The sequence below is a fragment of the Colwellia sp. KS18-150 genome, assembly GCF_057551365.1.
Map to the genome: position 1 here is coordinate 72,382 of NZ_BAAJMC010000009.1, position 19,255 is coordinate 91,636.

A 19,255-nucleotide genomic window follows, 5' to 3' on the forward strand; every position below is an offset into this window, starting at 1 on the left:
TTGTATTTAAAATATATTAATTCGTTATATTCTCAGTGAGCGCTAAACGCACATCCCGAGAATTAATATCTAACCATACGCCAATGGCACTGCTACCTTTAAAAACATAAACCAATAAACAAAGCCCATAAATAAATTTCTCTTAGGATTAATTTTTTAACGAGAAAGTTAATAAACCACATCAAAATTACCACACGATTGATGTTCTTCGATCTTAATATATATTATGTAACAATCAATAAAAAATATTATCAAACTAATGGTTTTGAGGTCAAGAGAATTTTAATGGGTTAAATTAGAGAGGTTTTAGTTTGTTAACTATTTCGAGAAGGTTACACTCATAATCACCCTCTCGATTTTAATTAATAACTAAATTGCCCTAGCGCTGCTTTTAAATCTGTACTTAAATGTTCAACAGATTTTGCATTGGTTAATACTTTATCGGTATTTCCTTGGTTTTGCTCAGACAAGGCTGAAATTCGGCTCATCATGTTATTAACATCTCTAACCGCTTGCAATTGCTCATGTTGATTACTGTTAATAAGTTCGTTTTTGTTAATGATATCGGCAAATGACCCTGTTATAACTTCTAAACTACTTTCAGTGTCTTTAATCGTCTGTGCGCCTTCATTGGCAAACTCTGAGTTTTCTCGCATTTTTGCTGCCGCTTCGTCAGTGGCCTTTCTTATATTGTCTATCACACTTTCAATTTCTATGGTTGACTCTTGAGTGCGTTTGGCAAGTTGCCGCACTTCGTCTGCGACCACAGCAAAACCTCGGCCTTGCTCTCCCGCTCTAGCTGCTTCAATGGCGGCATTAAGGGCAAGTAAGTTAGTTTGCTCAGCAACGGCTTTAATCACGGTTAAAACCGAGTTAATTTGTTGACCATGTTCACGTAAAACAAACATTTGATCGGCGGAGTGATTTATCGCTTCAGCAAGCTGCTTAATTTTAATAGCCGACTGCTCTACAACCTGAAAATTATCTCCGGCGAGTTGATCGGCATCTTTACTCACAGAAATTGTTTCTTCGGTATGTACTTGTGTGATTTCTACTGCTTTTTCCATTTGAACAATGGAAACTCGGGTGTTTGATAGCTCTGTTTGCGTATCATTTAATTGGCCTTTTGATTCTTTACAGGCGACTAATGTTTCACTGGTGGCGGAATCTAATGACGTGCCAATTTTTGACAGGGCATTCACAAAAACAACTATTCGCTCCATCATACTATTAAAGCTTTGCCCTATTTCACCAAACTCATCGGCATTATTTAACTCAACTCTTAGGGATAAATTGGACTGCTTTTCTACATCTATAATAACTTTATGTAGGTGCTTTAATGGATTTCTAATTGAGTGATAAATAGATAAGCCCAGTAATAATACTATGATGGAAATGGCACAAACTGCGATAAGTGTAAGTTGATTCGTTTGGCTAGTAAGTTGTTTATTAGTGTTAATGCTTTCAGTGGCTAACACTTTTTGCAGTTTTACTAGTTCATCTAATTTTGCTAGAAAAGGCTCTAGGCGAGCATACATGCGTAAATCAATGTAGTTACCCATACCGTAAGATGAAGCATCTACTATTAGACTCTCCATCTTTTCTATCGCTTTTTGGCTTAGTTCAAACAGCGGCTGAGTTTCTTTGATTATTTTTGTTTCTTGCGGTGAAAGTGCAGCAGCTTGATAGCTTTTCCATTGCTCCACAATAATTTTTTGTCCCTGTTCTACTTGTGCTTGTGCATCTGTCCATAACACCATCCCGGTGCGTACTTTATGGGCAGTATCAATTATATTTGAGGTGAAGCTTTTGATGATCAGATTTAATTTTTGCGTTTGATTTAATCTAAACTCTATCGATTGTTGAGATTGCTGTGCTTGGTCGTTAGTAAACTTGAGACTAAAAAACAAAAGGCTACTAAAAATCACAAGAGGAATGATAGATAAGATAATTAGCTTACTGCTAACACGGGTTAATTTTTTCATGGAACTACTGCTGCTGATTTTTGGAACAGTGGCAAAATAGCAAGCGAATATGACGGTAGTGTGACTGTATTGTTACAGCAATATTACAATGGTTTAAGGTTGAATTTTACGTAAATACTTTGTAAATCAATATTCATGAATTTACTTTTTAGTAACGTTTTAAAGTTAAGTGGAGGTGATTTTTTTGATTATTGGACTGGCAGCAATAGTGGCAAAAATAACATATCCACATGCACAAGCTATTTGGACGATACGAGTATAAAACTTCTCATCGGCATCGGCAGTACTTAATATTGAACTGAATATCAAAATAATTAAAGTAGAAAAAGCCATGGCAAATAATGGTGCTATCGCTTTGTCTGAAAAGATCATTCTGGCAAAAATGATGACGATTAATGAAAATAATAACATTAAAAAGGTAAAATTAGGGGCGATGGTCAGTATGTTGTACATGACTATCGCAACCATACCTCCAATGGCATTGCCCACTAGTAAGGCTTTACTACCTTTAACACCAGCAACCAAATCTGGTTTTTGTGCTAATAGGGCGATAAAAGCCAAAATAAGTACCGAGCTACTTAAATTAAAAGAAAAGAAGAAAATCATCACTGGCATGATCATCAAGGTGCTCAATAATGCGAATTTAACGCGTGCGGGTTTATTCGCAAGTGTGTTCCCTTCAAGCGTATCATCTTCATCTGATAAGTCTTTTGTTTCGCCAGTCTCTTTGTCAGGTATTAATTCATGCATAACCATGGTAATCGTTAGTGACACTAGGCAAGAAAATAAAAAACCAACGGTGAATACTTGCGCCACATCTTGATGCAGTAGTGCCAACATGGGAATGACAGTAAAGCCAACCAACAACATGGTGATCACTAGTTCGTTACCACCAGAATTATTCCAATAAGATATCCAGAATATCAGTAAGGTCATTACCAGCATAAATACAATAGGGAAGGGCAGTAATAACCGAGTGAGTACGCCGCCTAAAATAAAGGCGCTGAAAATGATAACAAAGACAGCGAGTAATTTTTTAAAGGCTAGTTTACTATTTTTTCCACCTAAAAATTTAGCCACAAAAACTGGCGTAATAAAAGCAAATGGCCAATTAAAAATGAGTGAAATGGCTATTGCTAGTACCACACCAACAAAAAACCTAACAATATAGGTTTCTTGCTGCGACAGTTTAGTCATGGCAGGTAATAAATTAGTTAGTTGTAAACTCATGGATAATATTGGTATTTATTAATATAAATAAGCTAATTTGCTTGTTAACCAAATGGAGATTTTACCTAGGCCATTCAAAATAAAATTATCGCCAGTATAAGTAATGATATCTGCTTGGCCACCTTCTCTGAGTAATGTCTTGTTCACATCATCACTGAATCTAATAATTACTGTAAAACGTTGAGCTTCGCGCATCCAACCAGTAGTTTTCTCTGGGGTAGGCAACTCGCCAGGAACACTATTATCAAAACTTACCCCATAACCTATGCTGACAATGGTGCCAGTTACAATTTCACCGGGTGCTGAGTCTAGAACGATATCAACCGGATCCCCTGTCTTGATGTTTCCTAAGTTGTTTTCTCGATAAGAAGCTTCAATCCAAAAGAAGTCGGTATCGATAAAAGTCATGATCTTGCTACCAACAGCAGCGTAATGACCGGCGTTCATTTTTGCATAGGAAATAACGCCATTACTTGGTGCGGTGATCTTGGTTCTACTTAAATCAAGCTCTGCTGCTGAAAGCGCAGTTAATGCACTTTGAATTTTAGTGTTTTCACTGCCTTCTTTTCCTAGCAATTGTTGTGCTTTTTCGTAAGATGCTTGGGCATTGAGGACATTTTGTTGGGCAGCTGCTAGCGCTCCTCTGGCTTGATCTCCCTGTGCTTTAGAGACTACACCTTGTGCTTCAACTTCAAATATTCGGTTAGCATTCGCCGTTTTTTCAACTAGGTTAGCTTTAGCTTTTTCTAAATTGGCTTTTGCAGCGGCAACAGAAGCGGTATCGGCGCCAACACTTTGTCCAGCAAGGTGGAAATCAGTTTGAGCTTTATCTACCGCAAGTTGATAATCTGTTGCTTCAATTTCAAAGAGTAAGTCGCCTTGTTGAACGACTTTATCACCGCCAATATGAATTTTGGAAATCTTTCCTGCGACTTGCGGCACAATAGGAGTAACAACAGAGCGAACTCTTGCTTGATCTGTTGCTGGTGTAATACGATCACCAACGATATACCAAATAAAATATAGCAGCGATATGCTTAAAATAATTTTAGTCAGTTTTTGAGTAAAATCAGCTTTGTTTTTTGGTGCAGCTTCAGACATTATATTCTCGACTTTTAGTTTAGTATCGCGATGATCTTTATAGTTTGTCTAATAGGCTATGAGCTCTATTCATTGCCTATCTCAGTTATTTGTTATGGGATAACCAGTCCATCATTAATTGATAGCCAAGTGCTAGCACTACGGCACCAACAAATAAGCCGATGATACCGGATAATAACATGCCGCCAATTGCGCCAAGTAAAATGACTAACATGGGAATATCCATGCCACGGCCTAAAAATAACGGCTTAAGTACAGCATCACTCATACTAACTAGAATGCTAAAGATAAGAAATATTACTGCAGGCGTAGTGTCTGCTACTGAAAAATAATAAGCGGCAATAGGACCTAAAATAATAATGGGTGGTAATTGAGCGATAGCTAACATCAGTACAACCAGTGCCCAAAGACCAGCAGCGGGTATATCTGCAATCAGTAAACCAATGCCAGATAATAAAGATTGAATTACCGCGACACCAAGTACACCGGTAGCGACACTTCTGATCGTCGCAATGGTGGTGGTAATAGTACGTTCGCCACTTTCATTCATCAAGCGAGACATTAAAGCACTGATCCCTTGATGGCAGGATTGAGATTTAGCCATAAATACCACAGCGATAATTAATGAGACAATAAATTGCAAAATACTGCCGCCAATGCCCGCTGCCATAGCAAGTAAACTAGCTGAAAAGCTTTTTATTTGCTCTGAGTACTGGCCAGCAAATTTTTGTAGATCTTCAGAAGCTGATTGCCATAATTGATAGGTATGCTCGCCAATAAGTGGCCACTCTTTTACGCTTTCATTCGCATGGGGAATTTTTAAAGTTCCATCTTCTATGCCGTGATAAATATGCTGCGCAGAATCAATTGAAGAAGAAGAAAGATTAATTGCAGGTAAAGCTATTAAAGAAATCCCCACTAAGGCAATAATCGTTGAAGATAGCTTCTGATTACCCTTTAGTAGTTTGCTTAGTTTTTTATGCAAAGGGTGCAGAGCAACGGCCATAATGCCGCCCCACAATACAATAAGCACAAAAGGTTTTATGATTTGAAAACACCAAAATATGATGATGGCCAATGCACTGAGTTTGATAGCAACATCAATAACGCGGCGGTTAAACAGTTTATCGGTTGGTTCGATGGACTCTTGTAGATTTGACATATTTATTCCCTGCGTAGTATGTGTTTTTGGTTTTTATTAATTAATGTTTATGCGAAATAGTCGACATTCTAGAGCCGACTAAGCTAGCCACTAAAATGGCTAAGTAAAATTGTCCAACAATGGCTTCTAAGTAAACTAAAAATCTTGCGACAGGCAAGGTCGGTGAAATATCACCGAAGCCTAAGGTTGTCATAGTAACAAATGAAAAATAGACAAAATCAGGAAAGAGCATAAACCACTGGCTATTATGCTGCATAGCATGGAATGATCCTGGAAAATCAAGTTGTAGTAGTGTGTATAAAACCGCCCAAATAAGTCCCATGAGTAAATACAGGCAAATAGCACCAAGTATTTTATTGCCATCAATTTCGCCAGTAAATAACACCTGTTTTGCCGTTTTATAAGCTGTGGATACAAAAAAACTTAACAACAATATTAAATAGAACTGGTCGAAGCCGGCGTTATCAAGCCAGTTAGATGAAAAAGCTACGGCAAAAATAGCCACAGGGAAAAGGAGTTTTCTTCGCAATAAGAAGTTTTTAGATTCAACGCCCCAAACAGCGACAATTAAAGTGATTACTGTCGTTGATTGCATCAACCTTTGCACTGAGTCATCAAAAAATTGTTGGGCTAACGCTGTGCCCAACAATAACAAGATCAAGGCAAAAGTGAGGTAGATAAAATTATCTTGTCGATCCATTGGTTTCACAGCATTATCCCTATTTTTTATTATTTGAATTTAGTGAATAAAGTCTTTAAACAGAAAGCTCTACTCTAGGTACGGCATCTTCGCTGCTATCTATTTTCGGTGCACATAACAATAACCTTGATGAAGCAATATTACCATGCTTGATAATATATTCTTTAAAAGCTTCTTCTCGTTGCTCTGCCATATCCTTCAGCTGACGAACATGCTTTTTATCAACCACTTCCTTACCAGCGGGTAGGTTAATATCAGCGGGAGTACTGATGGCACAAATATTTACTCGCGTGTCTTCTTTGTCTTGCATTAACGCAATAAACGATTGTAAATACTCTTGTTGCTCCTGATTAGGCTCAATTTGTTTTACTTGATAAATTAAATCGTCAAAACGAAGTTTTAAGGCAAATTCTCCCACTGTCATCGCAGCAGATACAATGTTGGCGTACGGTACAAAGGTCGTCATTAAATAGTCTTGTGTTGCCATCCAAATTGCTTTTTGGGTAATCAAACTAATAATACTACTCATCCCAAATTCTGGATCAGATGTTGAGCCTGCTAACGGTACGTCTAGCTCTACATCGCCATTGCCATCTTTGAGCATGCCAAGTGCCATATTAAAAGGTAGCGCCCCTTGGTCAATTAACGCGCCAGCTTCATCGCTATCGGCAATCGCTGTTTCTAATCCTTGTAGTAGTAATACCACATTACCGTCTATTTCCTCACCCGTTAAAGTGACATCGATATCTGTGTTAAGTTGCCCACTTTTGAGCTCCATTTGCATCGCTTGTTTCATGTAACGAGATAAGGCAGGTAATGAAAGCTCTTTTAAAAAACCCTGTAAGTGATGACTAGGCTGTGCTGCAAAAGGTTGGGTGTAGCCATTAAAATCAAAATGAGCATATTTATTACTACGACCTACCAATTCAAACGGTGTTTGTTGCTCTTTTTTCTCATCTTCGTTACTTATGGCGCCTAAGCGTAAAGTGTCGATAAAGAGTTTTCGCTCTTTTATAGGCTCAACACTGTTATCAAGTAAGGTAATCTGGGTATCGTTGACTAAAGAGAACTCACCGAGAGAAATTAGCATTTCCGCTTTTGGGGCAATGATTTCTTGCTCTAATTCATCTTCTACTTGAGTAATGGCTTCTTGCTCTTCTTCGGTTACAGGCAAGGCAACTAAATTGGCAACGTCTTTATCTTTACTGATTATTATATTGGCTGCGATGGAGTCGAGGATGATTTTATCTATCGCTACTTTTGATTCACTTAATAAAACATCGGTAATGTATATTTGTCTTAGCGTCACTATTGCAGGTAAGTCTAAAGTTTCGTTTTTCGAAGCATAAAAATCATTGATCAACAGTTCCCCCACTTTTATGCTGGGCTTGTCTTCAAGATGAAAACTAATGTCGGTTAATGCTAATAAATCAAAATGACCGAGCTTTTGGTGTTCTTCTTGGAAGTAAATATTCCCATTATCCATGCTAAGTTCACTGCTGCCATCTAAGCCCACAATCACACCGTGCTCGAGCGTAAGCACTAAATCTAAGATATTATTGTTAAATTTTTCTAAAGTGAAATATTGCTCTTCATAGCCAATAACAAGATTTTCATTAACGATTGAAGCTTCTGTTATATGTACCTTCATTTGCTCTGGAGAAATATTAATGGTTTGCTTACTGGTTAGTGATAACTGTCCGCTAAGTTCAGATAGTTTATCTACATAACGTGTTAGCTTTTGTATCGGATAACCTGAGATGGATATTTGGCTATCAATATCACCGCTACCTTCAGACATATTGGCATTAGCTGCTAAATTGACTTCAGTTTCATCAATAACGCTTTGAATAATAATACTTGCTTGCTGTGACTGCTCACTTACCACTAAATTATCTACTGACAATTCTTTAAGATTAATGTGGTGAGGTTTATCACGATTATTGATATCAAAATTAACATCATGAAAGGTTAATTTAGGAAGTATGACTTGGTAAGGAGAAGCTGTAGTAGGAGCACTTTCAGTATTACTAGTAGCCGGTTGTTGTTCTGATGATTTATTTAAATCTATACCAGCAACAAGTAACTGCTCCTGATTTTGAATAATACTAATATAACCATTGTTTAAGGTGAATTTACTAATAACAATTTCATCAAACAATAACCAGAATAGCGTCACTCGGAGTTTGAGCTCTTCAGCGCTTAAAACCTTCTCTTCACCTTTGAATAAGGTTAAATCACTTATCGTTATTTGAGTTAAAAAAGGGTTGAAACGAATACTCGCGTCAGAGGAAATGGTTAAACCTTGCTCGAGTAAGATTGGTTTAGCAAAGTGTTTTATTAAAGGGGATGATACGGCCCAAAGTAGGATGTATAAACTGATTACAACGACTGCTATTTTTTGCAACACAGACAGCTTTTTAAAAAACAAGAAAAAATTCATGATGAACTAAACTACTTAACAGAATATTTACAAACAAGGTAGCTCAATGGTAACAGATAAGCCTGTTATTGCATGACTATTTTCTTGATTATGTAGTTGATTATCTTCTGTTCTATTCTGTGCAGTTATTTTGCCTTTGTGGGCTAATATTGCTTGTTTAGCTATCGCTAACCCTAAGCCAGTGCCACCGGTTTCTCTATCTCTAGCAAGGTTTACCCGATAAAAAGGATTAAATAATTGTGACAATTCTTCTTCGGGAACACCATGCCCTTCATCTTCAATGGTTAATTTTAGCCATTGTTGTTGCTTGGTGACATTAATGATCACCGAACTATTATTTTCGCTATATTTAACGGCATTACTGAGTACATTACTTATGGCACTGGTTAGCAATGTTCTGTCACCATTAATGAAAGCTGCTTCGGTATGAGCAGTAATAATTTTGATTGCTTTTTCATCTGCAATAAACTGCTCATCACATACAATACCCTCAAGAAGTGAATGAACTGCTATTTTTTCAGTGTCTAGCGTTTGTAGGGTGTTTTCTAGCCGTGAAAGCGAAAGCACATTTGCAACCATTTGATCTAAACGCTCAATTTCAATTTGACAGCGTTGTAGATATTGCTCTTGCGCTTTAGCTGTTGTTGTTTCTTGCTGTGCTAAGCCTAAAGCCATTTGTAATCGGGTCATTGGAGAGCGTAATTCGTGTGATACATCGCCTAGTAATCGCTTTTGCGCACTTTGCTGTTGCTCTAATTTTTCAGCCATTTGATTAAAGCTTTCAGCAAGTTGCCCTAACTCATCACTACGTCGTGATAAACCATCTACTCTCGTGCTAAGGTCACCTTGACCTAATTTGGTGGCAGCTTTCTTCATCATTCGAACAGGTTTACTAAACGATCGAGCTAAAAGTAAACAAAACAGTAAACTAATTACCGTTGGAATGGCAATGCGAATCCAATAAGGGAGGTCTTTGATTATCTGACTAAAGCTTGGTTTATGAAGCCTTTTAGAAAGGAATAATTGATAGCGAACATTATTGATGTTTATAAGCTTGGGACCAACAAGTGCGATATGAGAAATTCTATAAGTATGAGGTTTAGCAAACGAAGTCTGACTGAGAAATTCATTAATATCTCGTTGGCGCTTTAATTGAATAGGCAAATAACTGATGATTTTTTCAGGTGTTTCAACAGCCTTAAACCATATATTAAAAACCGGTAGGTTAAATTGTTGCTGCTCCGTTGTTAGTTCATTTAAATCGTTAAGGTTTTTACGCCTAATGCGCTTGGCAACTTTAGCTAGTTGGTACAGCTCTTCAGGTTTAGATTTTTGTTTAATAATTTCGTTATTACTGTCGTTTGATAATTGATGAGAAATAAAGCGAGTGCTTATTATTGAGATAGTGGCAATTAACCAAAAACAAATAAAAAGTTTGATGGTGAAAGATGAAAAAAATGCTTTTATAGCCTTCATACTTGCTCACCCGTTAACAGCAGATAACCTGCACCACGTACCGTTTTAATTTTTTCTTCTTTACAAAAAGGCAGAAACTTCCGTCTTATATTACCTATATGTACATCAATGCTACGATCAAATGGGCTTAATTTACGGCCTAATACCTGCTCTGAAATAGTCTCTTTAGATATTATTTTTCCTTGCTGCTCCATCAGTAAGGTTAATATCTCGTATTCCGTACCGGTAAGCTCTATTGGTTTTTTATGGCAAGATACAGCTCGAGTACCATGATTAAGTTCGATGTTATTGATCTTAAGTGCAGCATGTTCATGCTGCAATGATTGTTGATTCAGCTGATTAACTAGACTTATGCGACGCAAAATTGCTTTGATACGCGCTAGCAACTCTTGATGATGAAAAGGTTTGGCAAGGTAATCATCTGCTCCTAGTTCTAAGCCCAGAACCTTATCATTATTGTCTCCTTTGGCAGTAAGCATAAGTATGGGAGTTTTGTGACTAGGACCTAAAGCTTTTAATACTTCAAAGCCATTTAACTTAGGCATCATTACGTCGAGCAAGATCAAGTCGAACTTATTACTATAGGCTTGTTCAAGCCCTGATTGTCCGTCATAGCAACAATGTATAATAAAGCCTTGTTGAGAGAGATAATCTACTAACAACTCTGCGAGCTCATGATCATCATCAATGAGTAAAATATGCTGTTTATTCAAATCAACCTCTTAAGTACTAGTAGATAGGTTAATCATACCTTATTAGCTGCTTGGATATAAATCGCATTGGCTGCCTTTACGCAATCTTTACATTAGCTTTGCGTTTCTTTGCATTTAACTCTTTATACTGGATACCAGTTCAGCAATTAATTTAAAACCTTGGAGTTTATTATGAATATTACTAAATCAATAAAAGTGTTGGCTACTGCATCAACCTTATGTGCAGTGATGGCAATTTCAAGTATGCCTACTGTATATGCCTTAGGACATGATAGCGTAGATGCTTCAGAGATGCGTCACCACCATAGTGGACAAAAAAAACACATGATGAAACGTATGGTTAAAGCACTTTCACTAACAGATCAGCAACAAGATCAAATTAAAGACATCAGAAAACAAGCAAAGGTTGAATATAAAACCTTATACGAATCAAAGAAGCAGTTTAAACAAGAAGCCAAAGCATTAGTACAGGCTGAAAGTTTTGATGAACAAGCTTATAGTGATTTACAAGGCTCTTATCAATCTAGTTTTGAACAAGCAGGTTTAGCAAAAGCTAAGACAAAAAATGCTATTTATAACGTTCTTACCACAGAGCAGAAAGAAAAGTGGCATGAAATAATGGCAAAACGCAAAAATAAATCCGAAAGTAAGTAATCTGATTTGGGTTAAATACAGTCACTAATCACCTAGTAAAACTCATTACTTGTATTTTACTAGGTGATCGGTCTATTATAGTAAAATGAATGTATCGATTAATAAACCACGCCGTGGCAGACCGCCTAAAGTATTGCGTGAAAACCAAGACACTAAAGCCGAATTAATACGAAGTGGCTTAGAGCAACTTACTCAGTATGGCTTTGCTTCATCTGGCATTGATCAGATATTAAAGAAAGTTGGCGTACCGAAAGGCTCTTTCTATTACTATTTTGCGAGTAAAGAGGCTTTTGGGCAGGCAGTTATCGATAGTTACGCAACATATTTTGCAAAAAAATTAGATACATGTTTGTTAAATACTTCTTATACACCACTGCAACGTCTTATTAATTTTGTTGAAGAAGCCAAGATTGGCATGAGTCGACATCAATTTAAACGTGGATGTTTGGTGGGTAACCTTGGCCAAGAAGTGGACATACTGCCGGCTAGCTATCGACAACAATTAATTGATATTTTTGCTAGTTGGCAAAACCGCTTAGCGACTTGCCTAAAAGAAGCACAAGCAATCGGTGAAATCACGGCTTCAGCTGATTGTCAGCAACTCGCTGAGTTCTTTTGGATTGGCTGGGAAGGCGCTGTGAGCAGAGCAAAGTTAGAGCAAAATGCTAAACCATTAGATATTTATTTAAATTATTTTATAGCGGGCTTACCAAAATAAAAAAATTTTCACTATTTATAGACGATCGGTCTAAACGAGGAGAAGACATGTTTAAAGGTATTTTAATTGAAAAAGATGAGCTAGGTTATCGCGCTGCCATTAAGGAAATTGAGGACAGTGATTTACCCGAGGGTGATGTTAGCATCAAGGTTTCCCATAGCACCTTGAATTATAAAGACGCTTTAGCAATTACAGGCAAAGGGCCAGTAGTAAGATCTTTTCCTATGGTGCCAGGGATTGATTTAGTCGGTACAGTTGAGCAGAGTGATAGTGAGCTGTTTGCCGTGGGTGATGCTGTACTGTTAAATGGTTATGGTGTGGGTGAAGGCCACTGGGGTGGCTTAGCCGAAAAAGCTAGGTTAAAGAGTGAGTGGTTAATTCCATTACCCAAAACAATTTCTCCTTACCAAGCGATGGCTATTGGAACCGCAGGCTATACAGCAATGCTATGTGTGATCGCACTTGAAAAGAGCGGTATCACTCCTGATTCTGGTGATATTTTAGTAACCGGCGCTAATGGTGGTGTAGGTAGTTTTGCCATTGCTATTTTAGCTAAGCTTGGTTATCGAGTGATAGCATCAACAGGCAGAACTGAACAAGAGAACTACTTATTATCGCTTGGTGCTAATGAAATTATTGATCGTGAAGAGTTATCTAAACCAGGTCGTCCGCTTACTAAGGAACGATGGGCAGCAGCAATTGATTCTGCCGGCAGTCATACACTAGCAAATGTTTGCGCTGGTATTAAATATGGTGGTGTTGTCGCAGCATGTGGCTTAGCGCAAGGAATGGATTTACCAGCTACAGTTGCGCCATTTATTTTACGAGGTGTTACTTTAGCTGGAGTAGATAGTGTTATGCGTCCACGTGCAGATCGTCTTCTTGCATGGCAGCGTTTAGCTGATATCTTAACGCCAGATACTGTCGCTAGCATTGCCACCGAAATTAAACTATCTGAGGCTGTTGAAGTTGCTCATGAGTTAATTGCGGGGAAAGTTCGTGGTCGAGTGGTCGTAAATCTAAGTGAGTAAAGCAACCAATAGCTAATAAAATAAAGCCAGAGTAGCGCTAACTTTGCAGGCTAAAAGCAAAGACTTTAGACATTTGGCTTTCTACTGCTTTGTTATTGTATTTAGCGGGTGAGAATCGCCATTGCTTTATTGCGGATAAGATAGAGCTTTTGAAATAATATATTTTATTATGACGAGCAAACTGTATGTCTTTTATGTCGCCATTGGCATCAATAGTAAAATTCACTTTTATTTCTATTTCAATACCTTTACGTTTAGCTGCATTTGGATAAACAGGGTTTACTGATTTCAATTGTTTAGCATCATGCCAAACAGGCACTGAAGATTCTTTTAGTGAATCTCCTAAGTTATTTAGCTTAGCATTCGAACTTGGCATTTCTGGCTCATTTTGTTGAGCTATAAATAACGCTTCATGTGGTGAAGGTAAGCTTTGCTCAACTTTGCTAGCCGCCGGAGGAGAAGTATTTAAGAGAGCCGTTTGTGTTGGCAACGGTGTTATTTGTGCGGCCGTTGCTTGGTTTGTAACTTCTGATGTTGCTAAATCAGCAAGCTCTTGCGCATACGGGTTGGCGTTTGTAGAGAATTGCTTTTTAGAATCTGTTTTTTCAAACGCTTGCTCAACCATTGAGTTTGATTTTATTGCGCTGCTATTGTTTGTTGCTAGATCAGTACTCTTTAAAACCGGTTGATGTTTAGATGGCGTAAAGTTATCTAATTGAGTTGTAGACTGGTTATCATAACTGGCGATGATTTCTTTTGAGTCATTTTCAATTTGAGTAATTAATGTCGCTTCTTGGCTAGCTGTATTTAATGTTGAGTTAGTTGTTTTGCTCGTTTCTATATGGGCCTGTTGCTCTACAGGCTCATTTTTGATCAGTGTTGGTGGCGTTAAAAGCTCTTTAGCAATAGAGGTAGTTGGTAACTTATCGCCGTTAAATCGGTCATTGATATTGGCAATTAAGTTATTTATTTTACTGGGTTCAGCCGGCAAATCACTGCTTGTTTTAAATGGAATTTCGTTATGCCATATATCTAATAACGGCATAGTTAACAATTGTTTACTTGATAACAATAAAATAGAAAAGATAATGGTCGCACTTGCAAGCCACTTACTTATATTATTTTGAGGTGCACAATGGTGATCAACTAAACGAACTACTCGTTGCTTTAAGTCTCCACCTGAAGCGGCCATCGCCATGCTAGGTATAGTATGATTATGATGCGATTTAGTGCATAACGAAGCAGTGTCAGCCAATGTATGAGCATAGGCTACGGCATCACCACAATGTTGTACGGCTATATCATCGCTACAATATTCCCGCTCGTTGCGCATTTGTTTTGATACCCACAATACAGCAGGATGGAAAAACAGTAATATTTCCACGAAGGTTTGCAAAAAATTTACTAAATAATCATGGCGACGGATATGTGCCAGTTCGTGCAAGATAAGCATCTCTAACTGTGCAGAATTTAATCCGCTAACCATGGTGGCAGGTATTAAAACGACAGGCTTTAACCAACCAATTGCCATTGGTACATCGACTTTTAATGAAATTAGTAATCTCGGCGGGATACTTAGGTTGATTTGGTTAGCTAATTCGTTAAAACGTGCCAACAATTGCGCATTGGGTTCAACACTACCTTGATGTGGTAATTTATTAACATTATATATTTCAAGTAACATTTTACTTGCTAATAAAATAACCGCAGCAAACCAAAATACAGCGATATAGGGTAAAAATGAAGGGAGAAATTCGCTTAATTCTTGGTAACTAAAAAGAGCGTCCGGCTGTTTTAACTCATATATCAAATCGGTTAACGTTAAAACACCAATGGTTGAGCCATTATAGGCCACTTCGGCACTGTATATTTTAACAAAGGTGATGATTGGCAACAGTAAATTTACTAGCATTGCTAATGTTGCTAATCCGTAACGAAGTTGCGGTTTTTTATTACTAAAAATGAGTAACGCAGATTTTAATACAAGCGCCACCAACAAACCTTGCCATAAAAAGTGCACTAAGGTTAGCGATAGGCTGTATAAAAAAGAACTGTTAAATATATGTTCTAGCATCATCAAATAGTAGTATAAAAGTTAAGTTTATTTTTCTATTGAGTTAAGTAATTGACGAATATCATTAATTTCTTCAGCAGAAGTTGATTCATCAATGGCACGCATAACCAGCTTTGATGTTGAGCCACCGAATGCTTTACTGATTAAATCTTTGATTAAAGACGATTGAGTATGCATTTCACTGTTTGCAGCAGCGTAAACATGTGCTCTGTTAGTTTCATCTCGAATGACTAATGCTTTTTCGTGCATAATTTGTAAAATCTTTAAAACAGTGGTGTAACCCGTTTTTTGAGTTGTGCTTACTGCTTCATGTATTTGTCTTACTGTTGCTGGCCCCATTTTCCAAAGAATGTTGAGTAGAGTTAACTCAGCTTCCGTTGGCTTTATTGCCGATTTATCACGCGCCATGTTTTGTTCCTATCGTGGACTATTTTAACGACTTACCTCACTAATCAAGGCAAGTAGACTACTAAATATGTTTGTATTACTTACGAATATAATCGTAATAAATATAGATTCATCCTATACGTTGTTGATTTAATGAGCAAGAGTTTATTTACTCTGACTCATTTGATGATGTATTTTTTACTAGGTTTGCATAGAGCTCACCTAGGCGTGTTACTGTCTCTGGACCCGCTTCAGGGTTGAATTCCACCATGTTTGGTGCAAAAGCACTGACGACAGTAGAGCCTAATTTAAAGCGGCCCATTTCATCACCCTTCTTAAAGTTGATTGCATCTACCCCTTTTGCTGGATATTGCCATCTGAAAATGTCTTTACCAGCTGGTGGGGTAATAGTGCCAGCCCAAGTCGTTTCAATACTAGCGACGATAGTGGCACCAACTAAAACCATAGCAAGGGCGCCATGCTCTGTATCGAAGATAGTAACAACACGCTCATTACGGGCAAATAAGTCAGGCACATTATTAGCAGTTAATGGATTTACCGAAAATAATTCACCCGGTACATAAATCATTTCTCGTAATGTGGCTGTCATTGGCATATGAATTCGATGGTAGTCTTTTGGAGCCAGATAAATACATGAAAATTTACCTTGCTGAAACGGTCCTGCGGTTCTTGCATCTCCACCTAATAATGAGGTTAAGCTGTAATCAAAGCCTTTTGCTTGGATTAATTTCCCTTCTACAATATCACCTTGTTGAGAAATAGCACCGTCAACGGGATAGCATAGAGTGTTTGAATCGGTATCAATAGTACGAGCACCTTCTTCTAGTTCACGAGTAAAGAAGTCGTTAAATGTTTTAAAGTCACTCGCTTTTTTTAACTTAGCTTCATTCATATTGATGTCATATGCTTTAATAAACATGTTAATCAATTTGGTTGTTAACCAACCCATTTTTGCCGCTGCCAATTTACCTACTAAGCGAGATAATGCATGTTTAGGCATCGCATATTGCAGAGTTATTTTAATTTTATCGCTTAACTTTGTATTTGAAGATTTGCTCTGTGGGGACACGTACTTTTCCTTTCTTTATACTATTAATAACTAATCATTAAACCGTGAGGTTAATTTGTTGTCGTCTAAACTGGCAATAATTCGCTGAAAACTTGCCAGACGTTTTGGATTTATTTTTTCTTGTGCACTTGCTTCAACCAAGGCACAACCCGGATCACTTTGATGTTTACAATCTCGAAACTTACATAAGCCATTAAAGGGAGAGAATTCTATAAAGCCTTGATATACTTGCTCAGGTGTTAAATGCCATAAACCAAATTCTCTAATGCCTGGCGAATCTATTAAATCACCACCGTCATCAAAATGATATAATCGCGCAACCGTTGTTGTGTGTTGCCCTAGCCCTGAGTTTTGAGAAACTTCCTGAGTGACTACACCTAAGTCAGGCATCAACGCATTAACCAAGGTTGATTTTCCTACTCCAGACTGACCAACAAAAATACTGGTGTGCTGGCTTAATTGTTGTTTTATTTCACTAATACCGTCATTAGTATGGCTGCTGCCATAAAGTACTTGGTAGCCGATATCACCATAAATTTTTAATTGCTGTTCAATATTATCTTGCTCATTTTGTGGTAAGTCAGCAAGTAAATCTGTTTTATTTAGTACAATAACAGGTGTGATACCGGTTTGCTCAGCCGCCACTAGGTAGCGATCAATAATATCACTGTTAAAAGCAGGGAGAAGTGAAGAAACAATGAGTATCTGACTAATATTTGCAGCGATGGGTTTAACACCATCATAAACGTCAGGGCGGCTTAATACCGAATCACGCTCATGTACTGCTTCAATAATACCGCGAATACTGTGTTGAGTTTCTTTGCCTAAGCGCCAAAGTACCTTGTCTCCACAGACTAAAGAACTAATGGAACGACGTAAATTACAACGATAGACTTGTCCACATTCACTTTCTACATCGGCATGCTGCCCAAAACGGCTTATTACTACGCCTTGTTGAGCTTCGCCTAAGTCATCATCTAACCACTGAACTTTATCAGTTTTAGGGCGTAACTTTTTATCATGGTTTGCTTTGATGCGTCGTTGTTGACCTTTGGTGAGTTTTTTCTTAGCCACAAGAATTGATCATTTTATTTAATCCTAAGTATTTGTCAGCTATTATACTTATATTCAGAGTTTATTGCTTGTGCAATTTTTAAGGGATGTTTATGACGTGTAGCGACACAAATTTAATTTGGCTTGATTTAGAGATGACGGGTTTAGAGCCTGAGGTTGATGTGATTCTAGAAATCGCGACAATAGTAACCGATAGCCAATTAAATATTTTAGCTGAAGGACCTGTATTTGCTATTCACCAAAGTGAAGACGTATTAACTAATATGAATGAGTGGTGTATTGAGCACCATGGTAAATCAGGATTAACTCAACGTTGTCGAGACAGTCAAGTTAACTTAGCCCAAGCAACCGCTCAAACGATTGAATTTGTAGAAAAGTACGCACCAAAAGGTAAATCACCTATGTGCGGTAATAGTATTGGTCAAGATCGTCGTTTTATAAACAAGTATATGCCTGAGTTTGAAGATTTTTTTCACTATCGTAATTTAGATGTTAGTACCGTTAAGGAACTAGCACGTCGATGGAAACCTGAAATTTTAGATAAGGTAGTAAAAACAGGTGCACATTTAGCATTGGATGATATTAGAGAATCTATCGCTGAACTAAAAGTTTACCAAGAACACTTTTTTAAACTGTAATTAATTTCAAACTTGCAGGTCTGACCAGTTTCGGTCACAATGGTTTTATTCTAAATAATTTATTGAGAGTATTATGCCAAACCGACTGAGCAAAATGGTTAAAAAGATCAACAAAGCACCTAGCAGCATTCGACCTTGGCTGTTAACTAAATTATTTTGCTCACAAGTTAAATATGCTAATACCACAGGTATTAGCATTAGAGCTATTGAATCAAACCGTGTTGAAATAGATATCGCCAATAAGAAAAAAGTACAAAACCATATAGGTGGTGTGCATGCTGTTGCTGCGGCATTAATGGTTGAATCGGCAACAGGTATCGTGTTTGGTATTAACCTTCAAGACAGTAAATTACCTTTGTTAAAATCGATGAAAGTAGACTTTAATCGCCGCATGCAAGGTGCGCTGAAAGCTGTTGCAACCATCTCTGATGAACAAATCAATCAATTACAAAATACAGAAAAAGGCGATATGCTCATTAACGTCACGGTCACTGACGAATCAAATGAAAGTCCTATTGAATGTTTTATGCATTGGGCTTGGGTAAGTAAAAAAGCTAGGGGTTGTTGATCTTTCGAGATTGTTTTTGCAGCGAATTGTTGGGTATTTATACAAGGCAGAGCCTTTGTCATGTGGTTGTTCCACATAAAAAGGCGATAACGCCGTAAAAATGTCCAACAAACGCTGTCCGAAGGATTCGGCTAAAAGCGCTTTACTCATTGTTGAGTAGTATTTGCTTAGAATGACTAGGCTAAAAACTACTCGCCGCGATTAAAACGCT

The 19,255-nt window shown here is 37.6% G+C and carries 18 protein-coding genes; 5 read left to right on the top strand and 13 right to left on the bottom strand.

Going from position 1 to position 19,255, the window contains the following annotated elements; genetic code table 11:
• Positions 1-362: 362 nt before the first annotated feature.
• From AC27IF_RS12575 to AC27IF_RS12610, 8 genes are all read right to left on the bottom strand, one after another.
• The gene (locus tag AC27IF_RS12575) at positions 363-1,985 is read right to left on the bottom strand and encodes a methyl-accepting chemotaxis protein (RefSeq protein WP_487054684.1); all 1,623 of its coding nucleotides are present in this window, start codon (positions 1,983-1,985) and stop codon (positions 363-365) included.
• Between the two features lie 165 nt (positions 1,986-2,150).
• Positions 2,151-3,215 carry a DUF2955 domain-containing protein gene (locus tag AC27IF_RS12580; RefSeq protein WP_487054685.1) on the bottom strand — a complete coding sequence of 355 codons (1,065 nt, stop codon included), beginning with the start codon at positions 3,213-3,215 and terminating at the stop codon, positions 2,151-2,153.
• An 18-nt stretch (positions 3,216-3,233) separates the two neighbouring features.
• The gene (locus AC27IF_RS12585) at positions 3,234-4,316 is read right to left on the bottom strand and encodes an HlyD family secretion protein (protein ID WP_487054686.1); all 1,083 of its coding nucleotides are present in this window, start codon (positions 4,314-4,316) and stop codon (positions 3,234-3,236) included.
• 85 nt (positions 4,317-4,401) lie between these two features.
• A complete protein-coding gene (locus AC27IF_RS12590; protein WP_487054687.1) occupies positions 4,402-5,478 on the bottom strand; it encodes an AI-2E family transporter in 1,077 nt (358 codons plus the stop codon).
• A gap of 40 nt (positions 5,479-5,518) precedes the next feature.
• Positions 5,519-6,178, bottom strand: coding sequence for a potassium channel family protein (locus tag AC27IF_RS12595; protein WP_487054720.1), 660 nt, complete (start codon positions 6,176-6,178; stop codon positions 5,519-5,521).
• A gap of 55 nt (positions 6,179-6,233) precedes the next feature.
• Positions 6,234-8,585 carry a DUF748 domain-containing protein gene (locus AC27IF_RS12600; RefSeq protein WP_487054688.1) on the bottom strand — a complete coding sequence of 784 codons (2,352 nt, stop codon included), beginning with the start codon at positions 8,583-8,585 and terminating at the stop codon, positions 6,234-6,236.
• A 63-nt stretch (positions 8,586-8,648) separates the two neighbouring features.
• Positions 8,649-10,097, bottom strand: a complete 1,449-nt coding sequence (locus tag AC27IF_RS12605; protein WP_487054689.1) for an ATP-binding protein — start codon at positions 10,095-10,097, stop codon at positions 8,649-8,651.
• Positions 10,094-10,810: a response regulator gene (locus AC27IF_RS12610; protein ID WP_487054690.1), complete on the bottom strand. Its 717-nt coding sequence runs from the start codon at positions 10,808-10,810 to the stop codon at positions 10,094-10,096. The genes AC27IF_RS12605 and AC27IF_RS12610 overlap by 4 nt, the downstream gene beginning before the upstream one ends.
• Positions 10,811-10,981: 171 nt before the next feature.
• On the opposite strand from AC27IF_RS12610, the gene AC27IF_RS12615 reads away from it, so the two are divergent.
• The 3 genes from AC27IF_RS12615 (at position 10,982) to acuI (ending at position 13,213) form a co-directional block, all read left to right on the top strand.
• A complete protein-coding gene (locus tag AC27IF_RS12615; protein WP_487054691.1) occupies positions 10,982-11,464 on the top strand; it encodes a Spy/CpxP family protein refolding chaperone in 483 nt (160 codons plus the stop codon).
• 85 nt (positions 11,465-11,549) lie between these two features.
• A complete protein-coding gene (gene acuR / locus AC27IF_RS12620) occupies positions 11,550-12,182 on the top strand; it encodes an acrylate utilization transcriptional regulator AcuR (RefSeq protein ID WP_487054692.1) in 633 nt (210 codons plus the stop codon).
• A gap of 47 nt (positions 12,183-12,229) precedes the next feature.
• A complete protein-coding gene (gene acuI / locus AC27IF_RS12625; protein WP_487054693.1) occupies positions 12,230-13,213 on the top strand; it encodes an acrylyl-CoA reductase (NADPH) in 984 nt (327 codons plus the stop codon).
• Between the two features lie 37 nt (positions 13,214-13,250).
• Here the strand turns inward: acuI and AC27IF_RS12630 are convergent, their stop codons facing one another.
• The 4 genes from AC27IF_RS12630 to rsgA all read right to left on the bottom strand — a co-directional run bounded on the left by AC27IF_RS12630 (position 13,251) and on the right by rsgA (position 17,844).
• A complete protein-coding gene (locus AC27IF_RS12630) occupies positions 13,251-15,206 on the bottom strand; it encodes a M56 family metallopeptidase (protein ID WP_487054694.1) in 1,956 nt (651 codons plus the stop codon).
• Positions 15,207-15,314: 108 nt separating this feature from the next.
• On the bottom strand, positions 15,315-15,695 hold the full coding sequence (locus AC27IF_RS12635; protein ID WP_487054695.1) for a BlaI/MecI/CopY family transcriptional regulator: 381 nt from the start codon (positions 15,693-15,695) through the stop codon (positions 15,315-15,317).
• A 148-nt stretch (positions 15,696-15,843) separates the two neighbouring features.
• Entirely contained in the window at positions 15,844-16,695 is an 852-nt protein-coding gene (asd, locus tag AC27IF_RS12640; RefSeq protein ID WP_487054721.1) for an archaetidylserine decarboxylase, read from the bottom strand.
• Positions 16,696-16,794: 99 nt separating this feature from the next.
• Complete coding sequence (gene rsgA, locus AC27IF_RS12645) at positions 16,795-17,844, bottom strand: small ribosomal subunit biogenesis GTPase RsgA (RefSeq protein ID WP_487054722.1); 1,050 nt, start codon at positions 17,842-17,844, stop codon at positions 16,795-16,797.
• An 86-nt stretch (positions 17,845-17,930) separates the two neighbouring features.
• Here rsgA and orn point away from each other — a divergent pair, with 86 nt between their 5' ends.
• Together orn and AC27IF_RS12655 are read left to right on the top strand one after the other, a co-directional pair.
• Entirely contained in the window at positions 17,931-18,476 is a 546-nt protein-coding gene (orn, locus tag AC27IF_RS12650) for an oligoribonuclease (RefSeq protein WP_487054696.1), read from the top strand.
• A 73-nt stretch (positions 18,477-18,549) separates the two neighbouring features.
• Positions 18,550-19,044, top strand: coding sequence for a DUF4442 domain-containing protein (locus tag AC27IF_RS12655; protein ID WP_487054697.1), 495 nt, complete (start codon positions 18,550-18,552; stop codon positions 19,042-19,044).
• Here the strand turns inward: AC27IF_RS12655 and AC27IF_RS12660 are convergent.
• Positions 18,976-19,194 carry a hypothetical protein gene (locus AC27IF_RS12660; RefSeq protein WP_487054698.1) on the bottom strand — a complete coding sequence of 73 codons (219 nt, stop codon included), beginning with the start codon at positions 19,192-19,194 and terminating at the stop codon, positions 18,976-18,978. The two genes, AC27IF_RS12655 and AC27IF_RS12660, sit on opposite strands and share 69 nt — an antisense overlap.
• Positions 19,195-19,255 lie beyond the last annotated feature (61 nt).